This is a genomic window from Streptomyces sp. NPDC127197 (assembly GCF_042672405.1).
GTDB lineage: Bacteria > Actinomycetota > Actinomycetes > Streptomycetales > Streptomycetaceae > Streptomyces > Streptomyces flavusporus.
In genome coordinates this window covers 282,542-302,439 of record NZ_JBHXVG010000007.1, presented here as the reverse complement: position 1 = coordinate 302,439, position 19,898 = coordinate 282,542, and the positions used below count along the sequence as shown (strand labels likewise).

The window sequence follows — 19,898 nt, the reverse complement described above, 5'->3', positions numbered from 1 at the left end:
TCATCTGCGTGCCTTCCGTTGACATCTCCGGCTTTCGATCGTCGGAGTGCCATGGCAAACGGGCACTTCGGGAAGCGCATTCAGGTGACAGACGGGCTGCCGGGTTTCTCAAGCCGTTCCAGGGCCTCGGTCGCTGCGGTGAAGGCCGAGCGCCGTCAAGCCGGGCAGGGTGCGGGTGTCCCGCTCTGCGTGTTTCCGTGGTCAGGGCTCAGGCGGCCGTGCGGCCGCCGGATGCGTGTCCCCCACGCTTGTCACGGCGTGGTGCGCCGGGGGCGGGTCGGTCTGCCGCCGGTGTACCGGTGATGTGCCCCGGGGCGTGCATGCTGGCGAGCAGGCGCAGGCGTTCCTCGGAAGCGCTGCCCGGCTCCGCGTGGTACGTGATCAGCGTCTGCCCGCCGGTGCCCGGGACCAGCAGCTTTTCGTAGCGCAGCTCCAGAGGACCGGCCTGGGGGTGCAGGAGCAAGCTGGTACCGCTGGTCTTGTGCTTGACGTCCTGCCGGGCCCAGAGCCTGCGGAACCGCTCGCTGCGCAGGGAGAGCTCACCGAGGATCTCGACCAGGCGCGGGTCGTCGACGTCCGCGCCGACGACGGAGCGCAGATAAGGGACGACCCGGGCGGTCATGTCCTCCCAGTCCTGATGGAACTCCCGCATCTCTGGTTCCAGGAAAGCGGCGAGGATGCCGTTGCGGCCCGGGGCGTTGAACGGTGAGAGGGCGACGGCGAGGCTGTTGGCGGCGAGTACGTCCATGTACTTGCCGTGGATGTACGCCGGGGTGAGCGGCCAGGTGTCGATGAGGGTGCGGAGGCCCTCACCGGCCCTCTCGGGCTTGCGGGGCCGCTTGCGCCGCGGGCTCGCCGGTGCGGCGATCTGCAGCAGGTAGGCCGTGGCCTCCTCGTCCAGCCGCAGCGCGCGGGCGATGCTGCGCAGGACCTGCTCGGAGGGGTTCTTGTCGCGGCCCTGCTCCAAGCGGTTGTAGTAGTCGGAGCTGATTCCCGCGAGGAAGGCGACCTCCTCGCGACGCAGCCCGGGGACGCGACGGTTGCCTTGATCCAGAACCCCGGCCTCATCCGGTGAAATGAGTTCTCTGCGGGCGCGCAGATAGCGGCCCAGTGTGTTGGCGTCTTCGGTGGCCGGCATGTTTCCAGCGTACGGAGGCACTCCGGATCTCTGGGTGGCCCTGCCGGTCCCGGTCCCAGCCCGTCCTGGTCCGCCCGGCGGCGTTCGGTGCAGCCTGGCGGCACAGTCCGCGAACCAGGAGGAATACGTCACATGTCCCAGCTCTTCACCACCCCGTTCGGCCGCGACAGCACCGCCTCGGAGGTGATCGAGGGCGTCGACCTGTCCGGCAGGCGGGCGGTCGTCACGGGGGCCAACTCGGGCATCGGCGTCGAGACCGCCCGCGCTCTGGCGGCCGGCGGTGCCGAGGTCACGCTCGCCGTGCGCCGTCCCGAGGCCGGCGAGCAGGCCGCGGCGGCCCTTCGCAAGGCCACCGGGAACGACGCGATCCACGTCGCCCGCCTGGACGTGTCCGACCTGGAGTCGGTACGCGCGTTCACCGCCGCCTGGCAGGGCCCGCTGCATGTCCTGATCAACAACGCCGGAATCATGATGCCGCCGGAGCTCGAGCGCGGCACCGGTGGCCACGAACAGCAGTTCGCCACCAACTACCTGGGGCACTTCGCCCTGACCCTGGGGCTGCACCGCGCCCTCGCCGACGCAGACGGTGCGCGCCTGGTCTCGGTGTCCTCCGGCGGCCACCTGTTCTCCCCCGTCGTCTTCGACGACATCAACTTCCGCTTCCGCCCGTACGACGCGCTCGCCGCCTACGGTCAGTCCAAGACCGCGGAAGTCCTCCTGGCCGTCGAGGCGCAGCGCCGCTGGGCCGGTGAGGGCATCACGGCCAACGCCCTGCACCCCGGTGCGATCGCGACCAACCTGCAGCGGCACACCGGCGGCCTGCGGACGCCGGAGCCGTACCGCAAGACGGTCGAGCAGGGCGCCGCGACCAGCGTGTTCCTCGCCGCGTCGCCGCTGGTCGAAGGGGTCGGCGGCCGCTACTTCGAGGATGTCAACGAGGCGCCGGTGGTAGACGCCCGTCCCACTCAGCTCGGTGTTCCCGGCGTGGCCCGTTACGCGCTGGACCCGGCGAACGCCGAACGCCTCTGGGAGCTGGCGCGCGACATCGTCCGCTGAGCGCGCGGAAGTCTCCAGCCCCCCGTTTCTCACCCGTACCAACGAAAGAACATCGCAATGAAGGTGACGATCAAGAAGGTCGGCTTCATCGGAACGCGGCATCGCCGGCGCCGCCAGCCTGGTCGAAGCGGCCCACATGGTGGTGGCCCGTGCCCGGAAGGGCGCCGCAATGGAGCGGAGTGGCGCGTGACCGGCCTGCCTCTGCGCCCGCCGCCGCCCCTGACCGCTCCCGGCACGGGAGGCCGACCCCGCCCGGCTGGGCCCGGTAGCAGGGACGGCAGGGACCGTCCCAGCCGCGATGGCCACGGTTGACTCAGTCGTGCGGGTGGGAGCCGAGGTCGGCGGGGAGTGGCGGGCAATGCGCTGATACGCGGCCTGCCGTGTCGTTCCCAGAGCCCGGCCGGTGGAGCTCCACGAGGCGCCCTTTGGGCGGGCAGCGGCCCCGGCGGTAGGGGCGCGCCCTGGAGTTTCAGCCGGCGCTCCGTTTGCACGCGATATCGGCGGCCGTCTCCCGCTGACGAGGGCCGTGCCGCGTGGACCGCTGCAGGGGCCTGACGGATGCGATCACCACCGAGGCGGGAGACGCTGTTGTGATATAGCGCTTACCGCTGCCGTGCCTGTTCATCCGAAGCCATCCGAGGCACTCGCGTACCGGGGCCAGCCGGGCACGCGTCCTCGGCGTCCTTCCCGGTCAGCAGCCATCCCGAGATCGCAAGGAGATCGTCAATGACCGTCCAGTCCGGCGGCACCCTCGTTCTGGAACCCGCCTCGCAGCAGATCGTCGACGCCACCTCGCAACCGCCGTTCCTGTACGAGATCGGTCCGGAGAAGGCCCGCAAGGTGCTCGACGACATCCAGGCGGAGCCGATCGAGAAGCTCCCCGTCGACTCGGAGTGGATCACCGTTCCCGCCGAGGTCGGTGACGTCCGCGTCCGTATCGTCCGCCCGCAGAATGCCGCGTCTCCCCTCCCGGTCGTGCTCTACATGCACGGGGGAGGCTGGATCCTCGGCAACGCCGACACCCACGACCGGCTCGTGCGCGAACTGGCGAACGGGGCCCGGGCCGCGATCGTGTTCGTCGAGTACACCCGCTCCCCCGAGGCGCACTACCCCGTGGCGATCGAGCAGGGCTACGCCACCGCACAGTGGGTCATGCGCGAAGGCGCCGAGCACGGTCTCGACCCGGACCGCATGGCGGTGGCGGGCGACTCGGTCGGCGGCAACATGACCGCCGCACTGGCACTGATGGCCAAGGAACGCGGCGACGTCCGCTTCGTCCAGCAGTCCATGTACTACCCGGTCACCAACGCCGATATGGACACCAGGTCCTACTCCGACTTCGCCACCGGCTACTTCCTCACGGCCAAGGCCATGGAGTGGTTCTGGGACGCCTATGTGCCCGACCGTGCGCAGCGCAGCGAGATCACCGCCTCTCCGCTGAAGGCGGATCTCGACCAGCTCTCCGGGCTGCCGTCGGCCTTCGTCATCGTCGACGAGGCCGACGTCCTGCGCGACGAGGGCGAGGCCTACGCGGCCAAGCTCCGCGCTGCGGGGGTCGGCGTGACCACCGTCCGCTACGACGGGATCACGCACGACTTCATGATGCTCAACCCGCTCAGCGACACCCATGCCACACGCGCGGCCGTCGCCCAGGCCATCGCCATGCTCAGCAACGCCCTGGGAACGAGCGAGGAAGCGTAGACGCTCGAAATCGGCCCGGTGGCCGGGCGACGGACCGCCCGGCCACCGTAACCACTTGTGAGGACCACGACCGGGCCCAGGGGGCCGAGGGCCCATTCGCGCGCTCCGCCCGGCAGGGCGCGAAGGCCGAACGGCTCTACCAGGAGGCGATCGGACGACTCGGGCGCACCCGGGTGTGGCCGCAGGCCACCGGGGATTCCGTCTTCGTACGCCCCGTGGAGGTCGACTTGAGATCTCGGGTCGCGGCGGCGCTCCACGAGGCGGGCGGCTTCCGGGTAGTTCAGAATCCCGGCCATGATGGTCGTCGTCAACGACGAACGCCTCCTGGAGCTGCCCGACAGTTTCGACTGGGCGGAGGGCTCGGCGCTGACGGTCAACTGCCTGACCGCGTACCTGTCCCTGACCCGGGTCGCGCAGGTGCAACCGGGACAGTCCGCTCTCGTCTGCGGGGCCACCGGAGGAGTCGGACACGCCGTGGTGCAGACGAGCAAGGCGCTCGGCGCACGGCCGATCACCGTGGTCTCCTCCGCGCACAAGGCACGCTGGGCGATCGAGGCGGGGCGACGGCGGCGACGAGAACGTCACCCCAGCCCTCAAGGAGTCGACAAGCCGGCCGCCGGAGGCCGGCTGCGGCCGGTGATCGACAGCCGGTTCGCCCTGGATGACTTCGAGGACGGCCACACCCGTCTTGCCTCGCGGGAAGCGATTGGATCCATCGTCGTAGAGCTCTGATGGGCATGCCGGGCAGGCTGACAGCCGTCCGGCGGAGCGGATCGGGGTTCGGGGCGGCCCTCCCTGGAGCGGCAGCCGCCTGGCCCCGATGCGTCATTCGTGCAGCGGAATGCATCGATCGTGCAGGAGTTCACCCGCACGTAACCCGCAGACTCGGTGGCCAGACACAACCGCAGTCCTACCGACACGCGGAGGCGATGCTCCATGCGGACGTTCGTGCACACATCCCATCCCGCACGGGTGGTCTTCGGTTCCGGTACCGTCGGCCGGCTCGCCGAGGAGGTGAGGCGGCTGGGTGGCTCCCGGGTGCTGCTGCTGTCCAGCCCTCCGCTCGCGGAGGCGTCCGCGCAGGTCCGGGACGCACTGGGCGGCCTGGTGGCCGCGGAGTTCGACGGCGCCGTCATGCACACGCCGGTGGAGGTGACGGAACGGGCCCTCGCCGTACTGCGGGAGACGGGCGCCGACTGCCTCGTGTCCGTGGGCGGCGGTTCGACGACGGGTCTGTCGAAGGCGCTGGCCCTGCGCACGGACCTGCCCCAGGTGGTCGTGCCGACCACGTACGCCGGCTCCGAGGTGACCCCCGTCCTCGGGGAGACGCGCGACGGGCGCAAGGTCACTCAGTCCTCGGCCAAGGTCCTGCCCGAGACCGTCGTCTACGACGTCGACTTCACGCTTTCCCTGCCGCTGCCCATGTCGGTCACCAGCGGTGTGAACGCGATGGCGCATGCCGTGGAGGCGCTGTACTCCGCGGACGCTGATCCGGTCACCGACGGCCAGGCCCTCGACGCGATCTCCCGCATCGCGCGGGCACTGCCCCGTCTGGCCGCCGACCCGGCCGACCGAGCGGCGCGGGCCGACCTGCTGCAGGCCGCCTGGCTCGCCGGGACGTGCCTGGCCACGGTCGGCATGGGCCTGCACCACAAGCTGTGCCACACCCTGGGCGGCAGCTTCGACCTGCCGCACGCCGAGACGCACACCGTGATCCTGCCGCACGCCATGGCCTACAACGCACCCGCGGCTCCGGACGCGATGCGCCGCATCGCCCGGGCACTGGACGTGCCCGACGCCGCGAGCGGCGTGTACGACCTGATCGCCTCGCTGGGCGGGCCGACCTCGCTGCGCGACCTGGGCATGCCGGAGTCCGGTCTGGCCCGCGCGGCCGAGCTGGCCGTGGCGACGCCGTACCCGAACCCGCGGGAGCTGACCGCCGAGGGCATCGAGGGCCTGCTGGCCGACGCCTGGCACGGGCGCCGCCCCGAGGGCCCCGCCACCACCGAGTCCACGCTGGCCGAGCTCACCGCGCAGGTCGTGGCGAGCTTCGCGCAGGCGTCCGACGGCCGCGTCCGCACCCTGCTCACCGGCCTCGTACGGCACCTGCACTCCTTCGTGGCCGAGCAGGACGTCACCGACGCGGAGTGGAGTTACGCGATCGACTTCCTCACCCGTACCCGACAACTGAGCGGCCCGACCCGGCAGGAGTTCGTGCTGCTCTCGGATGTCCTGGGCGTCTCCAGTGCCGTGGATCTGCTGACCAACTCCCGCAGCCCCGACACCACCCCGTCCGCCGTCCTCGGCCCCTTCTACGTGGACGGCCCGCCCGAGGCCGCGCATGGCAGCGACATCTCCGGCGGCCTGCCCGGCACCCCGCTGTGGGTGGACGTGACGATCACCGACACGGCCGGTGAGCCCGTGAAGGACGCGGTCGTCGACGTCTGGCAGTCCAACGAGGACGGCTTCTACGACCTCCAGCTCCCCGATCTGGACGGCCCCGTCCTGCGGGCGCGGCTGCGCACCGACTCCGAGGGGCGGCTCACGTTCTGGTCGATCCTGCCCTCGGAGTACCCCGTCCCCGACGACGGCCCCGTGGGACAGATGCTCACCGCGGTCGGCCGCCACCCCTACCGCGCACCGCACCTCCACTTCATGATCGACGCGCCAGGTCACCGCCGTCTCATCACGCAGCTGTTCGTGGCGGGCGGCGCCTTCCTCGACAGCGACACGGTCTTCGGCGTCAAGGACCAGCTCATCGTCGACTTCGCCCCGCAGGCCGGGCCCGCCCCCGACGGCCGCACCGTCGACGGGGAGTGGCGCCGCCTGGACCACACCTTCCGCATCGCCCGCCTGGCCGACTGACCGAGGAGCAGCCCACCATGCCCCGTACGCATTCCTACGACACCGACGTCCTCGTCGTCGGCAGCGGTCCTGCCGGCGGAGCAGCTGCCCTGCTGCTGGCGACCTACGGCATCCGTACCCTCCAGGTCACCAAATACGGCTGGCTCGCCAACACCCCCAGAGCGCACATCACCAACCAGCGCACCATGGAGGTGCTGCGCGACCTCGGCGTCGAGGCCGAGGCGCTGGCGCAGGGCAGCCCGTCCCACCTCATGGGAGACACGGTGCTGTGTACCGCGCTCGCGGGCGAGGAGATAGCACGGATCCGCACCTGGGGCACAGGACCGCGCTCCCTGACCGAGTACACGTCCACCAGCCCCTGCCAGATGATCGACCTGCCGCAGACCTACCTGGAGCCGATCCTCACCACCAACGCGGCGGCGCGCGGCGCCAAAGTCCGCTTCGACACCGAGTTCCTGAGCCTCACACAGGACGAGGACGGCGTCACGGCCCGGCTGCGCGACCGGGTCCGCGGCGACGAGTTCACCGTACGGGCCCGCTATCTGATCGGCGCCGACGGCGGACGCAGCACCGTCGCCGAGCAGATCGGCCTGCCGATGGACGGACGCATGGGCAAGGCCGGCAGCATGAACATCGTCTTCAAGGCCGACCTCGCCCAGTACTGCGCCCACCGTCCCAGCGTCCTGTACTGGGTGCTGCGGCCCGGCGCGGCAACCGGCGGTATCGGCATGGGTCTGGTCCGCATGGTCCGGCCGTGGAACGAGTGGCTGCTGGTGTGGGGCTACGACATCGAGCAGCCGCCGCCCGCGGTCGACGAGGAGGAGGCGCGCAGGATCGTACGCGACCTCGTCGGCGCCCCGGACCTGCCGGTGGAGATCACGTCCACCTCCCTGTGGACCGTCAACCACACCTACGCCTCCGCCTACTCGTCCGGGCGGGTCTACTGCATGGGCGACGCCGTTCACCGCCACCCGCCGTCCAACGGTCTCGGCTCCAACACCTCCGTCCAGGACGCCTACAACCTGGCCTGGAAGCTCGCCATGGTGATCCGCGGCGAGGCCGGACCGGCGCTGCTGGACAGTTACACGGCCGAACGCGCCCCGGTGGGACGGCAGATCGTCGAGCGCGCCAACCTCAGCCGTGACCAGTTCGGGCCCATCTTCGAAACGCTCGGCGTAGGCGCCGACAGCGACGAGCAGACCATCGCCGACGGGCTCGCCGCGCTGCGGGCCGGTACCACCGAGGGCGCCAAGCAGCGCCGCCTGCTGGAGGAGGCCGTCCAGCTCAAGAACTACGAGTTCAACGCGCACGGTGTCGAGATGAACCAGCGCTACGTCTCCGGGGCGGTCCTTCCGGACGACTGTCCTGCCGAGGTCTGGGAGGAGGACCCGGAGTTGGTGGCCCGGCCGACGACCCGGCCGGGCGCCAAACTTCCGCACGCGTGGCTCGTGGACGGCAGCGGCGAGCGGATCTCCACGCTCGACGTCGTCGGCAAGGGCGAGTTCACCGTGCTGACCGGACTGTCGGGCGGGGTCTGGGACACGGCAGCGGACGCATGCCGCGACGAACTCGGCGTACCGCTGCGGTCCGTGCGCATCGGCGACGACAACTCCCGTGACACCTATGGCGAATGGAGCAGGGTGAGCGAGATCGCCGAGGACGGCGTCCTGCTGGTGCGCCCGGACGGCTACGTGGCCTGGCGCCGCTCCACCGCTCCCGAGACCGCGCAGGCGGCGCACGACGCACTGCTCACCGCCCTGCGCCGGGTCCTGGGGCGGTGAGCACGGACAAGCAAGTGGCCACAGCCGCAGAGGCGTTGGCCGAGGTGACGGACAGTCAGTGCTTCGCTGTCGGCGCGGCTTCGGACTGAGCGGTGTGCCGGAGGTGCTGGGCGCCTCCGGTGCGCGCATCACGGGCGCCGTCACCCACCACCGGCTGCGGCCGGCGCGGGCCAGGTACTCGCGGCGCTCTGTACCGGGGCGGGGGGACAAGCGCTGGAGCTGGTCCAGGAACGCCGACCCGGAGAAGTCGCGCTTGCCGCCCCTGTCATCCCTCGCGGCGCACGACGGCCGGTGTGGTGTCCAGGCGGGCGCGCATCACCCTGGTCAGGTGCTCCTGGTGGGAGAACCCGCACTCGATCGCCACCTGCCCGATCGGCGCGGACCCGGTACGCAGCAGCCGGCATGCGTGCTCCAGACGCAGCCCCAGCAGGTACTGGTGCGGCGACTGCCCCGTGCTCGCGCGGAACTGGCGCGTGAACTGACTGGAACTGAGCGAGGCCGCTGCGGCCAGGTCCGTGATCGGCAGAGGTTCGGCGAGCCGCTCCCGCATGAGGTCCCGTACGGCGGCGAGCTGCCGGTCGGAGAGCCCGGAGCGGGCGGGCGACGGCCCGGCGGGACGGGAGGCGTGCCGCCGGGCGAGCTGCGCGGCGAGCATGCCCGTCAGATGGTCCACGTACGTACGGGCCGACGGCTCCCAGCGGCGCACGACACCGTCCAGCGCGATCATGAGCTGTTCGGCGAGCGGATCCGTGACACCCAGTTGTTCGGACAGCTCGACCGGTTGCCCCTCGTTGGCCTCGCGCAGCGCCTGGTCCGTCAGATAGGCGTGCACCGTGTCGAGACCGCCTCCGAGCTCCACGCTCAGTTCCCGGCCGGCCGGCTGCAGGAACAGGCCACCGGCCGGGATCGCCCGTGACCGCGCCGTGCTGCCCTGACCACGCCGTACGGTGACGGGCCCGCTGAGATGAAGGATCAGCAGATGGGTGGGGGCGGGAGCGAACGTCGCCCGGTAGGACTGTTCCTGCTGGGAGGAGACGTAGAGGTGCTCCCATCCGAGCCCCGCGCTGCTGTACCGGGACCGTACGCCGGGCCGGCGCAGGATCCCCACCGTATCGACCAGTCCAAGCTCCCGCACGGTGCGACCTCCTCGTAGCACCACTTCATTAGTTGAACAGTGAATCACAAGGGGGTGAGTGCGTCGAGGAGGCAGACCCTTCCACAGGCCGCGTGGCCCAGAAGGAACACCGCTGTGCCGCAGCCCGGCCACCACCGGTGTGCATGACCGTCGAAGTGGTGAATGGCGTCGGTGATCCCCGCCGCGACCAGGATGACGCCGACGATCATCACGAGATGCGCGCCGGTGAACGCGTAGTAGGCGAGCATCTGGCGACGGGCCGGTTCGGCGCCTCCGGCCGGCTGCAGTACGCCGGCCGGAGAACCGTCCTCTCACGGTGTCCGCAAGGGCCCCGCCTCACATGCCGACATAGGCCGCCAGGTGCTCGCCGGTGAGGGTGGAGCGGGTGGTGACGAGGTCGACGGGGGTGCCCTCGAAGACGATGCTGCCGCCGTCGTGGCCGGCGCCGGGGCCGAGGTCGATGATCCAGTCGGCGTGCGCCATGACCGCCTGGTGGTGCTCGATGACGATGACCGACTTGCCGGAGTCGACGAGCCGGTCGAGCAGGCCGAGCAGCTGCTCGACGTCGGCGAGATGGAGGCCGGTGGTCGGCTCGTCGAGGACGTAGATGCCGCCCTTGTCCCCCATGTGCGTGGCCAGCTTCAGCCGCTGCCGCTCGCCGCCGGACAGCGTGGTGAGGGGCTGGCCGAGGGTGAGGTAGCCGAGTCCGACGTCGGCGAGCCGGTCGAGGATCTTGTGCGCGGCCGGCGTGTGCGCCTCGCCGGAGCCGAAGAACTCCTCGGCCTCGGTCACCGACATCGCGAGCACCTCGCTGATGTCGCGGCCGCCGAGGTGGTACTCCAGCACCGAGGCCTGGAACCGCTTGCCCTCACAGTCCTCGCAGGGCGTGTCGACGCCGGCCATCATGCCCAGGTCGACGTAGACGACGCCGGCGCCGTTGCAGGTCGGGCAGGCACCCTCGGAGTTGGCGCTGAACAGCGCCGGCTTCACGCCGTTGGCCTTCGCGAACGCCTTGCGGATCGGGTCGAGCAGTCCGGTGTACGTCGCCGGGTTGCTGCGCCGGGAGCCGCGGATCGGGGCCTGGTCGACCGCCACCACACCCTCGGCGGCGGGAATCGAACCGTGCACGAGCGAGCTCTTGCCGGAGCCGGCGACGCCGGTGACGACGGTCAGCACCCCGAGCGGGATGTCGACGTCGACGCCCCGCAGGTTGTTCGCCGTCGCGCCGCGGATCTCCAGCGCGCCGGTGGGCTTGCGCACCGACTCCTTGAGGGCGGCCCGGTCGTCGAGATGGCGGCCGGTGACGGTGTCGGAGGCCCGCAGCCCCTCGAGGGTGCCCTCGAAGCAGACGGTGCCGCCCGCCGTACCGGCACCGGGGCCGAGGTCGACGACGTGGTCGGCGATCGCGATCGCCTCCGGCTTGTGCTCCACGACGAGCACCGTGTTGCCCTTGTCCCGCAGCCGCAGCAGCAGGTTGTTCATCCGCTGGATGTCATGGGGGTGCAGGCCGATGGTGGGCTCGTCAAAAACGTAGGTGACGTCGGTGAGTGAGGAACCGAGGTGGCGGATCATCTTGACGCGCTGCGCCTCACCGCCCGACAGCGTGCCCGACGGCCGGTCGAGCGCGAGATAGCCGAGGCCGATCTCCACGAACGAGTCGAGGGTCTGCTGCAGCGCGGTGAGCAGCGGCGCCACCGACGGCTCCTCGAGGCCGCGGACCCACTCGGCGAGGTCGCGGATCTCCATCGAGCAGGCGTCGGCGATGGAGATCCCCTTGATCTTCGACGACCGGGCCCCTGCGCTGAGCCGGGTGCCGTCGCACTCGGGGCAGGTGGTGAAGGTGACCGCCCGCTCCACGAACGCCCGGATGTGCGGCTGCATCGATTCCTTGTCCTTGGACAGGAACGACTTCTGGATCTTCGGGATCAGGCCCTCGTAGGTGAGGTTGATGCCGTTCACCTTGACCTTGACCGGCTCCCCGTAGAGGAAGGCCTGCCTCTCCTTCTTGGTGTACTCGCGGATCGGCTTGTCCGGGTCGACGAAGCCGGACTGGGCGTAGAGCTGCACGGTCCACTGGCTGTCCGACTTCCAGCCGGGGATGGTGAACGCGCCCTCGGACAGCGACTTGGAGTCGTCGTAGAGCTGGGTGAGGTCGATGTCGGAGACGGTGCCCCGGCCCTCGCAGCGCGTGCACATGCCGCCGATGCGCTCGAAGGTCGCCTTCTCGGCCTTGGTCTTGGCGCCGCGCTCGACCGTGATCGCCCCGCTCGCCCGGACCGAGGCGGTGTTGAAGGAGTACGCGCTGGGCGGGCCGATGTGCGGCTCGCCGAGCCGGCTGAAGAGGATGCGCAGCATCGCGTTGGCGTCGGTGGCGGTGCCGACCGTGGAGCGGGGGTCGGCACCCATCCGCTGTTGGTCGACGATGATCGCGGTCGTCAGCCCGTCCAGCACGTCGACCTCGGGCCGCGCCAGCGTCGGCATGAAGCCCTGCACGAAAGCGCTGTAGGTTTCGTTGATCAGCCGCTGCGACTCCGCGGCGATCGTGTCGAACACCAGCGAGCTCTTGCCCGAGCCGGACACGCCGGTGAACACCGTCAGCCGGCGCTTCGGGATCTCGATGCTGACGTCCTTGAGGTTGTTCTCGCGCGCACCGTGCACGCGGATCAGATCGTGGCTGTCGGCAGCGTGCAGCGCAGGCGACTGCGCGTCCGTCGTCTTGGCCATGCTTGTCTTCGTCTCCATCTCTCACGCGGGGTCGCCTACACGAGGAACAGCGGAACACCGCGCACCCTACGCCGACGCATCCGTCCCCCAGACCTCCTTGCCGAAGGTTGTGCCGCGGGCGAGCGATACGCGGTGACGTCAAGCAGCCCGGCGACGCTGCCATCGGGGCCGGTTCCGGGCTGCGATCGCCGGACGGCTCAGCGCTTCTCCTGGATGCGGATCAGGTTGCCCGCGGGATCCCGGAAGGCGCAGTCGCGGACACCGTACGGCTGATCGGTCGGCTCCTGGACGACCTCGGCACTGGCCTGCAACCGCTCGAAGGTGCCGTCGAGGTCCTTGGTGGCCAGGAGGAGGCTGGCGTAGGTGCCCTTGGCCATCATCTCGGCGATGGTGCGACGCTCGTCGTCGGTGACGCCGGGATCGGCGGCCGGCGGATACAGGACGATCGATGTGCCGGGCTGTTCGGCAGGGCCGACCGTGATCCAGCGCATCCCTTCGTAGCTGACGTCGTTGCGGACCTCGAAGCCGAGGGTGTCGCGATAGAACGCCAGGGCGGCATCGGGGTCGTTCTGCGGAAGGAAGCTCGCGTGAATGGTGATGTCCATGGCAGCCACGCTAGCCACGGCTCGGGACCGGTGCTTCTCGATTCCTGATCGGTCTGGTCACCTGTTTCGCCACGCACGACGGCATCCCCGCCGTCGCGCGCGCCGCCTCGCGCCGGTAGACGCTGGGCGGTACGCCGACCAGCTCGGTGAAGCGCGTGCTGAAGGTGCCCAGCGACGAGCAGCCGACCGTGAAACAGACCTCGGTGACACTGAGATCGCCACGGCGCAGCAGCGCCATCGCGCGCTCGATGCGTCGCGTCATGAGGTAGCTGTACGGCGACTCGCCATAGGCGCGCCGGAACTCGCGGCTGAGATGGCCGGCCGACATGTGCACGCCGCGGGCGAGCGCCTCGACGTCCAGCGGCTGCGCATACTCCCGGTCGATCCGGTCACGAACGCGACACAGCCGCACGAGGTCGCGCAGGTGCTGCGTCGAGGCGGGTGTGCTGGTCACGGGCCAGATCCTACGCCGGGCCGGACCGCCCCACACCGCCGACGACCCACCTTGTCCCGCACCCCTCCGACCAGACCAACACCCCACTCCAACCGGCGCGTTGCTGCTCCTGCTGCTGCCGGACGGCGCCCACTGCAGCCGTGTCTCACTCGGCCCAGGGCTGAAAGCCGGTGTCGAGAACGGCTTCCAGGGATGCACGCAGCCGGGCTGCCTCGTCGGCGCCGAACTTCTCCTCGAACTGGTCCTGGACGGCTTTCCACAGCGGCAGCGCGGCCTTCAGCCGGGAAAGACCGTCCGGCGTGATGGCGACGATCCGTGCGCGGCGGTCGGCTGCCGACGGCTCCACGGTCACCAGCGCCTCGCGGGCGAGCGGCTTGAGGTTCGTCGCCAGCGTCGTGCGATCCATGGCGATCATTTCGGCAAGGCTGCTGATCGTCACGTCCCCGTGCGCGCTGAGCCTCTGCAGGATGCTGAACTGCGTGGCCCGAAGACCGACGGGGGCCAGCGCCTTGTCGTAGGTCGCGCCGAGGTACCGGGCCGCCTTGCGCAGGGCCAGGTTGTTGCACGTGTCGGCGAGGTTCGTCGGCGTAGCGGTCATGATCTCCTCCAGAGCCTTCCCCACCATGATACGAGCTTATGCTCGTATCTTCTTGCCCTCCAGCAAATAGGAGCATATGCTCGTAACCCAGCCGCGACGCGCGCACCCCTCGTCGCACCTCCCGTGCACCCCACGCCCACGCCCTCCGTCAGAAAGCCTCGTCATGGAAACCCCCGCAGCGTCCGCTCCCGAGCGCGGCCACAAACGCTCGGCAGCGACTGAGCCCTCGCCCAGGCCCCACAACGCCGCTCGCCGCCAGCCGCCGGTGAGGTCCTGGCTCCAACCGACACTGATCGCCCTCGTCGTCGTGGCGGCCTTCATCGGCTGCTACGTCGGCCTGCAGCGCGACCCCCAGCCCCATCAGGTCCCCATCGCCGTCACCGCACCGGACCTGCCGGGCGAGATACACCAGGCCCTCGGCGACAGCGTCGACATCCACCCGGCTGCCGACACCGGGGCCGCCCGCGACGCACTGGAGCGCCACGACGTCGTCGCCACCCTCAGTACCGACGGCCCGGACGGGCTGCGCCTGGAGATCGCGGGAGCCGACGGCGCGTCCACCACATCGGCGGTGCAGACCCTCGTCGGCGACTACGCCCACGGCGCGGGCAAGCACCTCACCACCGAGGACGTCGTTCCCCTGACCCACTTCGACGCCCGCGGACTGGCCGGCTTCTACGTGGCCTTCGGCGTGACCCTGGCCGGCTTCGTCCTCGGCTCGAACGCCCTCGGACTGGCCGGGCACCTGAACCTGCGCCACCGGTTCCGGCTGCTGGCCGGCGCCTCTGTGGCCATCGGCACGGTCGCCGCGATCGTCGCCGGACCTGCGCTGGGAGCAGTCCCGGCCCCGGTCATTCCGCTGATCCTCACCCTCACGCTCCTGGCAGCAGCCGCCGCCTTCACGACCAAACTCCTCGGCACGTATCTCGGCCCCGTCGGAGTCCCCGTCGCCACCCTGCTGCTCCTCACCCTCGGCAACGCCACCAGCGGTGCCATCATCGGCGCCGACCTCCTGCCCGCCGCGGCCCGAGCCGTCTCCGCCCTGCTGCCACCGGGCGCCGCCGTCCGCGCCATCACCGACCTGAGCTACTTCGACGGCGCGCACGCAACAGGCCCTGCGATCACGCTCGCCCTGTGGGCCGTCGTCGCCGCGCTCCTGCTCGGCCTGCGCCCTCGTCTGATGCGACGGCGCGCCGCAGCCGCCGCTTGATCCGTTCAGGACGTGTCCGGCGGATCGGGCCGATCGTTGGAGTCCGGTAGACAGACCCCATCCCGGGTGAAAGCGATCGAGAGGTCCCATGGACAACCGAACCCGTGAGCGGCGTGGCGGCGTGGCTGCCCTTGTGCTGGCCACCGCGGTCATGGCGGTGGGCTGCACGGAGGGAGGAGACAGGCTGGACGGGGTCCCGGCCGACGAGAGCAGCACGGCGTCGCCGTCTCGGACCGGGACGCCGAGCGCGTCGGGTTCTCAGCCGTCCAGGAGCCCTGAGGTCGTGCTGAAGGGGACTTGGTTCAATCACACGATCGCCAGCGAGAATTCCTTCTACACGCTCACCGTGGACGAGAAGGGAGAACTCGTCAGCCTCGGCAGCCCGGCCGGGCGGGACGGCGACATCTGCGACGGGAGCCTCACCGGGAAGAAGAAGCTGAAACTCGTGCTCGACTGCCTCAACACCAATGACATCAAAGTCGGGCCCGCGCAGGAGGAGAGGGTGTACAGGGCAGAGGTATTCGTGGCGGAGGCCGCGGAAGTGGGGGCCGCCGGACAAGGTCCCACCCTCGTGGCGCAGTGGGAGGACGGGCACATCGACTACCTCACCAAGAGCTGATTCACGGCATGTCAACGGCGTTGCCGCTCCGAATCAGCTCAGCAGGCCACTGCCCACGGGGTTTGCAGCGCCTACTTCCACTCGACTAAAATTCAAGATCGTCGGTGTCGACCGGTTCACATGCCCGACCGGTTTACCGCAGCAATGGCCCCACCGATGGAGGACGGCCATGGCAAAGATTCTTGCGGTGCTCTATCCGGATCCGGTGGGCGGTTATCCACCCGACTACGCCCGCGACGAGATTCCCGTCATCACCGGTTACCCGGGGGGTCAGACCGCGCCCACCCCGCAAGCCATCGATTTCACCCCGGGACAGCTTCTCGGCTGTGTCTCGGGCGAACTGGGACTGCGCCGCTTTCTGGAGGAGCGGGGCCACACGTTCGTCGTCACGTCCGACAAGGAGGGCACGGACTCCACGCTGGACCGCGAGTTGCCCGACGCCGACGTGGTGATCTCGCAGCCCTTCTGGCCCGCCTATCTGACCCCTGAGCGAATCGCCGCCGCTCCCCAGCTCAAGCTGGCGATCACCGCGGGGATCGGGTCGGACCACGTCGACCTGCCGAGTGCGATCGCCCACCGCATGACCGTGGCGGAGGTGACCTACAGCAACAGCATCAGCGTGTCCGAGCACGCCGTCATGCAGATCCTCACCCTGGTGCACAACTACCTGCCCGCCCACGAGTGGGTGACCACCAAGAAGGGCTGGAACATCGCCGACAGCGTCTCGCGCGCCTACGACCTCGAAGGAATGGACGTCGGCGTCCTCGGCTCCGGCCGTATCGGCCTGGCGGTGCTGCGCCGCCTCAAGCCGTTCGACGTCACGCTGCACTACTGCGATGTGCACCGGCTGCCCCAGGAGGTCGAGCAGGAGCTGGAGCTGACCTGGCATCCCGACGCCCGGTCGCTGGCCCCCGCGGTCGACGTGCTGTCGATCCACACCCCCCTGCACCCGCAGACGCAGAACCTCTTCGACGACGAACTGATCGGGGCCATGAAACGGGGTTCGTACATCGTCAACACGGCACGTGCGCTGATCGTCAACCGCGACGCCGTGGTGCGGGCCCTGAACAGTGGTCAGCTGGCCGGGTACGCCGGTGACGTCTGGTATCCGCAGCCGCCACCACCCGACCATCCCTGGCGCACGATGCCGTACGAGGCGATGACACCGCACGTGTCCGGTACGACCCTCTCCGCGCAGGCCCGCTATGCCGCCGGCACCCGGGAGATCCTGGAGAACTGGCTCGACGGACGCCCCATTCGCCCGGAGTACCTGATCGTCGACGGCGGCGGTCTCGCCGGAACGGGAGCGCGTTCCTACACGGTCACCGGATGACGAACAGGTCGGCCAGGTCGGCGCCGCGGGGCCGACTACCCGACGGAGCAGGGCCCCAGGGCCTGAAGCAGCTCGTCCGTGCCGTCCCGTACGACGTCGCCCTGCCGGAGCTGCTGCTGGATCCGCCGGGCGGACACGCGTCCCGCGGTCAGACACCACTCCCACCAGCGGTCCAGCCCCGCTGCGTCGAGCCGTTCGGCCGCGAGCAGTGCGGGCCAGCCGCAGGCCCGCGCCTGCGCGGTCACCTTCGCCCCGCCCGCGACCGGGTCGACCACGAGTGCGGGCTTACCCGCCCGCAGTGACAGAACCAGTCCGTGCAGCCGGTCCGTGACGACCACGTCCAGCCGGGCGAGGACGGACGACAGCTGGGCCGGTGTCGCGCACAGCCGCCAGTCGTGTGTGTCGAGACGGGTCTCCAGCTCCAGGCGCGCACAGTCCTTGCCGGTCAGCCAGCGGGTCACCACGGCAGCGACCTGCGCGTGCCGCCGCTGCGGCCCGTACTCGTGCTGCCCGTGCGTGAGAATCACCCCGACGACCGGCCGGGCCGGGTCGGCGGGCGCCCCGGCCGACAGATCCACCACCGGCTCCGCTCCCGGGGCGTCGCGCGCCAGCACCCGGTGGAACCCGGTGACGGCCGCACTGGCGGGATCGATGACGGATGTCCCGACCGCGACCCGCACACAGTGGGCGAACCGCCGGTGCAGCGCCTCGATCTGCGGCCCGTGCAGCGGTCCGCAGACAAACACCAGGTGGGAGTACTCCCCGGGCCGCACCTGCTCCAGGTGCAGCGCCTCCGGCCGGAAGACCGGGCTCCAGACCACGTCGTACGCAAGCCCCGCCCGCGCAAGTACGTCCTCCACCCGGCGCAGGGCCAGCACGTCCCCGGCGGTCGCCTCCCCGTCCCGGAAGCTGCTCCACCCGACGATCAGAACGCGCCGCCGTATCCCCACAGTGCGCACGGGTGCCCTCTCCGGCGGTGGACAATCACCGGTCGGGGCGTCGGCCCGGGTGGCGCCCAGCACGAGCAGTCCGTCGCTGCAGTGATCCACATCCCGCCTGGTCAGGGTCGCCCGGTGGTGCGACGCTGGAGGTTGAGGGGTGTCCGAGGACGGCAACCCGGGAGGGCCGATGGGACGGGACGTCCCGGCGTTGGTCTTCACTCGCGAGGACCGCCGCCGGTACCGGATCAAGATGCAGGAGTGCCTCGACGCGTTTGCGCAGATGCTGCGCGACTCACGGTTCGAGTCCGGGCGGCCCCAGGTGGGACTGGAGATCGAGCTGAACCTGGTCGACGACGAGGCCGAGCCGACGATGCGCAACGTCGATGTGCTCGAGGCGATCGCGGATCCCGCCTGGTCGACCGAGCTGGGCCGCTTCAACCTCGAGATCAACATTCCGCCCCGCCGGCTGACGGCGGGCGGCCCCGACGACTGGGAGTCCGAGATCCGCGGCGCGCTGAACCACGCGGAGCAACGCGCCAGGTCGGTCGGCGCACATCTGATCATGGTCGGCATCCTTCCCACGCTGCGGCAAGAGGACGTCGGCGAGGCGGCGCTGTCGGAGAACCCCCGCTACCGACTGCTCAACGACCAGATCTTCATGGCTCGGGGCGAGGACCTGCACCTCGACGTGGACGGCGCCGACCGGCTGCGCACCTACGCGGACACAATCACTCCGGAGGCGGCGTGCACCAGCACCCAGTTCCACCTCCAAGTGTCCCCGGAGGAGTTCGCCGACTACTGGAACGCCGCACAGGCGATCGCCGGGGTCCAGGTCGCGCTGGCCGCCAACTCACCGTTCCTGTTCGGCAAGGAACTGTGGCACGAAACCCGCATCCCGCTGTTCGAGCAGGCCACCGACACCCGTCCGCAGGAGATCAAGGTGCAGGGGGTGCGGCCCAGGGTGTGGTTCGGAGAGCGATGGATCAACAGCGTCTTCGACCTCTTCGAGGAGAACCTGCGCTACTTCCCGGCGCTGCTCCCCCTGTGCGACGAGCAGGACCCCGCGGAGACGCTGGACCGCGGCGACATCCCCGAACTGGCCGAGCTCACCCTGCACAACGGCACCATCTACCGCTGGAACCGTCCGGTCTACGCCGTCGCCCACGACAAACCCCACGTGAGGGTGGAGAACCGAGTGCTGCCCGCCGGCCCGACCGTCGCCGACACCCTCGCCAACGGCGCCTTCTACTACGGGCTCACCCGCGCCCTGGTCGAGGAGGAGCGGCCGGTCTGGTCACGGATGTCCTTCTCGGCCGCCGAGGAGAACCTGCACACGGCGGCACGGCACGGGATCGAGGCACGGCTGTACTGGCCCGGCATGGGCGAGGTGCCGGTGCCCGAACTCGTCCTGCGGCGTCTGCTGCCGCTGGCGCACCAGGGGCTGGAGCGCTCCGGCATGGACGCGGCCTGGCGAGAGCCGCTGCTCGGCATCATCGACCAGCGGTGCGTCACCGGCCGTAACGGAGCGGTGTGGCAGAAGGAGATGTTCCACCACATCGATGCCTCCACCCACACCGGCCGCCACGAGGCCCTGCGGCTGATGACGCAGCAGTACATCGACTACATGCACCTCAACGCCCCGGCCCACACGTGGCCGGTCGACTGACGCAGGTCATGCACGCCTCCCAGGGAACAGCACGCCCCCGCCGTGCCCGGAACGCATGGTGATCGGCTCCGA

At 70.2% G+C, this 19,898-nt stretch carries 17 protein-coding genes; 9 read left to right on the top strand and 8 right to left on the bottom strand.

Translation table 11 applies throughout. From position 1 onward, the window contains the following. Positions 1–208: 208 nt before the first annotated feature. Entirely contained in the window at positions 209–1,138 is a 930-nt protein-coding gene (locus tag ACFVJQ_RS14515; RefSeq protein WP_385783753.1) for a helix-turn-helix transcriptional regulator, read from the bottom strand. Positions 1,139–1,270: 132 nt separating this feature from the next. On the opposite strand from ACFVJQ_RS14515, the gene ACFVJQ_RS14510 reads away from it, so the two are divergent. From ACFVJQ_RS14510 to ACFVJQ_RS14490, 5 genes are all read left to right on the top strand, one after another. Then, positions 1,271–2,194: an SDR family NAD(P)-dependent oxidoreductase gene (locus ACFVJQ_RS14510; protein WP_385783750.1), complete on the top strand. Its 924-nt coding sequence runs from the start codon at positions 1,271–1,273 to the stop codon at positions 2,192–2,194. 726 nt (positions 2,195–2,920) lie between these two features. Continuing rightward, positions 2,921–3,895 (top strand): alpha/beta hydrolase, encoded by a 975-nt coding sequence (locus ACFVJQ_RS14505; protein WP_385783747.1) that lies wholly within the window; start codon positions 2,921–2,923, stop codon positions 3,893–3,895. A gap of 294 nt (positions 3,896–4,189) precedes the next feature. Beyond that, complete coding sequence (locus tag ACFVJQ_RS14500) at positions 4,190–4,627, top strand: hypothetical protein (protein ID WP_385783744.1); 438 nt, start codon at positions 4,190–4,192, stop codon at positions 4,625–4,627. Between the two features lie 204 nt (positions 4,628–4,831). Then, positions 4,832–6,760, top strand: coding sequence for a maleylacetate reductase and hydroxyquinol 1,2-dioxygenase domain-containing protein (locus ACFVJQ_RS14495; protein WP_385783741.1), 1,929 nt, complete (start codon positions 4,832–4,834; stop codon positions 6,758–6,760). A gap of 17 nt (positions 6,761–6,777) precedes the next feature. Next, a complete protein-coding gene (locus ACFVJQ_RS14490; RefSeq protein WP_385268028.1) occupies positions 6,778–8,541 on the top strand; it encodes an FAD-dependent oxidoreductase in 1,764 nt (587 codons plus the stop codon). Between the two features lie 265 nt (positions 8,542–8,806). On the opposite strand, the gene ACFVJQ_RS14485 is transcribed toward ACFVJQ_RS14490, so the two are convergent. The 6 genes from ACFVJQ_RS14485 to ACFVJQ_RS14460 form a co-directional block, all read right to left on the bottom strand. Next, positions 8,807–9,676, bottom strand: coding sequence for a helix-turn-helix domain-containing protein (locus ACFVJQ_RS14485; RefSeq protein WP_385268026.1), 870 nt, complete (start codon positions 9,674–9,676; stop codon positions 8,807–8,809). A 44-nt stretch (positions 9,677–9,720) separates the two neighbouring features. Continuing rightward, entirely contained in the window at positions 9,721–9,924 is a 204-nt protein-coding gene (locus ACFVJQ_RS14480; protein WP_385783737.1) for a hypothetical protein, read from the bottom strand. Between the two features lie 88 nt (positions 9,925–10,012). Then, on the bottom strand, positions 10,013–12,400 hold the full coding sequence (locus ACFVJQ_RS14475) for an ATP-binding cassette domain-containing protein (protein WP_385783734.1): 2,388 nt from the start codon (positions 12,398–12,400) through the stop codon (positions 10,013–10,015). Between the two features lie 197 nt (positions 12,401–12,597). Then, positions 12,598–13,005 carry a VOC family protein gene (locus tag ACFVJQ_RS14470; protein ID WP_385783731.1) on the bottom strand — a complete coding sequence of 136 codons (408 nt, stop codon included), beginning with the start codon at positions 13,003–13,005 and terminating at the stop codon, positions 12,598–12,600. 10 nt (positions 13,006–13,015) lie between these two features. Further along, entirely contained in the window at positions 13,016–13,459 is a 444-nt protein-coding gene (locus ACFVJQ_RS14465; RefSeq protein ID WP_385783728.1) for a helix-turn-helix transcriptional regulator, read from the bottom strand. Between the two features lie 145 nt (positions 13,460–13,604). Next, positions 13,605–14,084: a MarR family winged helix-turn-helix transcriptional regulator gene (locus ACFVJQ_RS14460; RefSeq protein WP_385516142.1), complete on the bottom strand. Its 480-nt coding sequence runs from the start codon at positions 14,082–14,084 to the stop codon at positions 13,605–13,607. A 136-nt stretch (positions 14,085–14,220) separates the two neighbouring features. On the opposite strand from ACFVJQ_RS14460, the gene ACFVJQ_RS14455 reads away from it, so the two are divergent. From ACFVJQ_RS14455 to ACFVJQ_RS14445, 3 genes are all read left to right on the top strand, one after another. Further along, entirely contained in the window at positions 14,221–15,267 is a 1,047-nt protein-coding gene (locus ACFVJQ_RS14455) for a hypothetical protein (RefSeq protein ID WP_385783725.1), read from the top strand. Between the two features lie 283 nt (positions 15,268–15,550). Then, entirely contained in the window at positions 15,551–15,886 is a 336-nt protein-coding gene (locus ACFVJQ_RS14450) for a hypothetical protein (RefSeq protein ID WP_385783722.1), read from the top strand. A gap of 169 nt (positions 15,887–16,055) precedes the next feature. After that, positions 16,056–17,219 (top strand): NAD-dependent formate dehydrogenase, encoded by a 1,164-nt coding sequence (locus ACFVJQ_RS14445; protein WP_385516145.1) that lies wholly within the window; start codon positions 16,056–16,058, stop codon positions 17,217–17,219. A 35-nt stretch (positions 17,220–17,254) separates the two neighbouring features. On the opposite strand, the gene ACFVJQ_RS14440 is transcribed toward ACFVJQ_RS14445, so the two are convergent. Next, positions 17,255–18,178 (bottom strand): polysaccharide pyruvyl transferase family protein, encoded by a 924-nt coding sequence (locus tag ACFVJQ_RS14440; protein ID WP_385516146.1) that lies wholly within the window; start codon positions 18,176–18,178, stop codon positions 17,255–17,257. 169 nt (positions 18,179–18,347) lie between these two features. Between ACFVJQ_RS14440 and ACFVJQ_RS14435 the strand changes: the two genes are divergently transcribed. After that, the gene (locus ACFVJQ_RS14435; protein WP_385783718.1) at positions 18,348–19,826 is read left to right on the top strand and encodes a glutamate-cysteine ligase family protein; all 1,479 of its coding nucleotides are present in this window, start codon (positions 18,348–18,350) and stop codon (positions 19,824–19,826) included. Positions 19,827–19,898 lie beyond the last annotated feature (72 nt).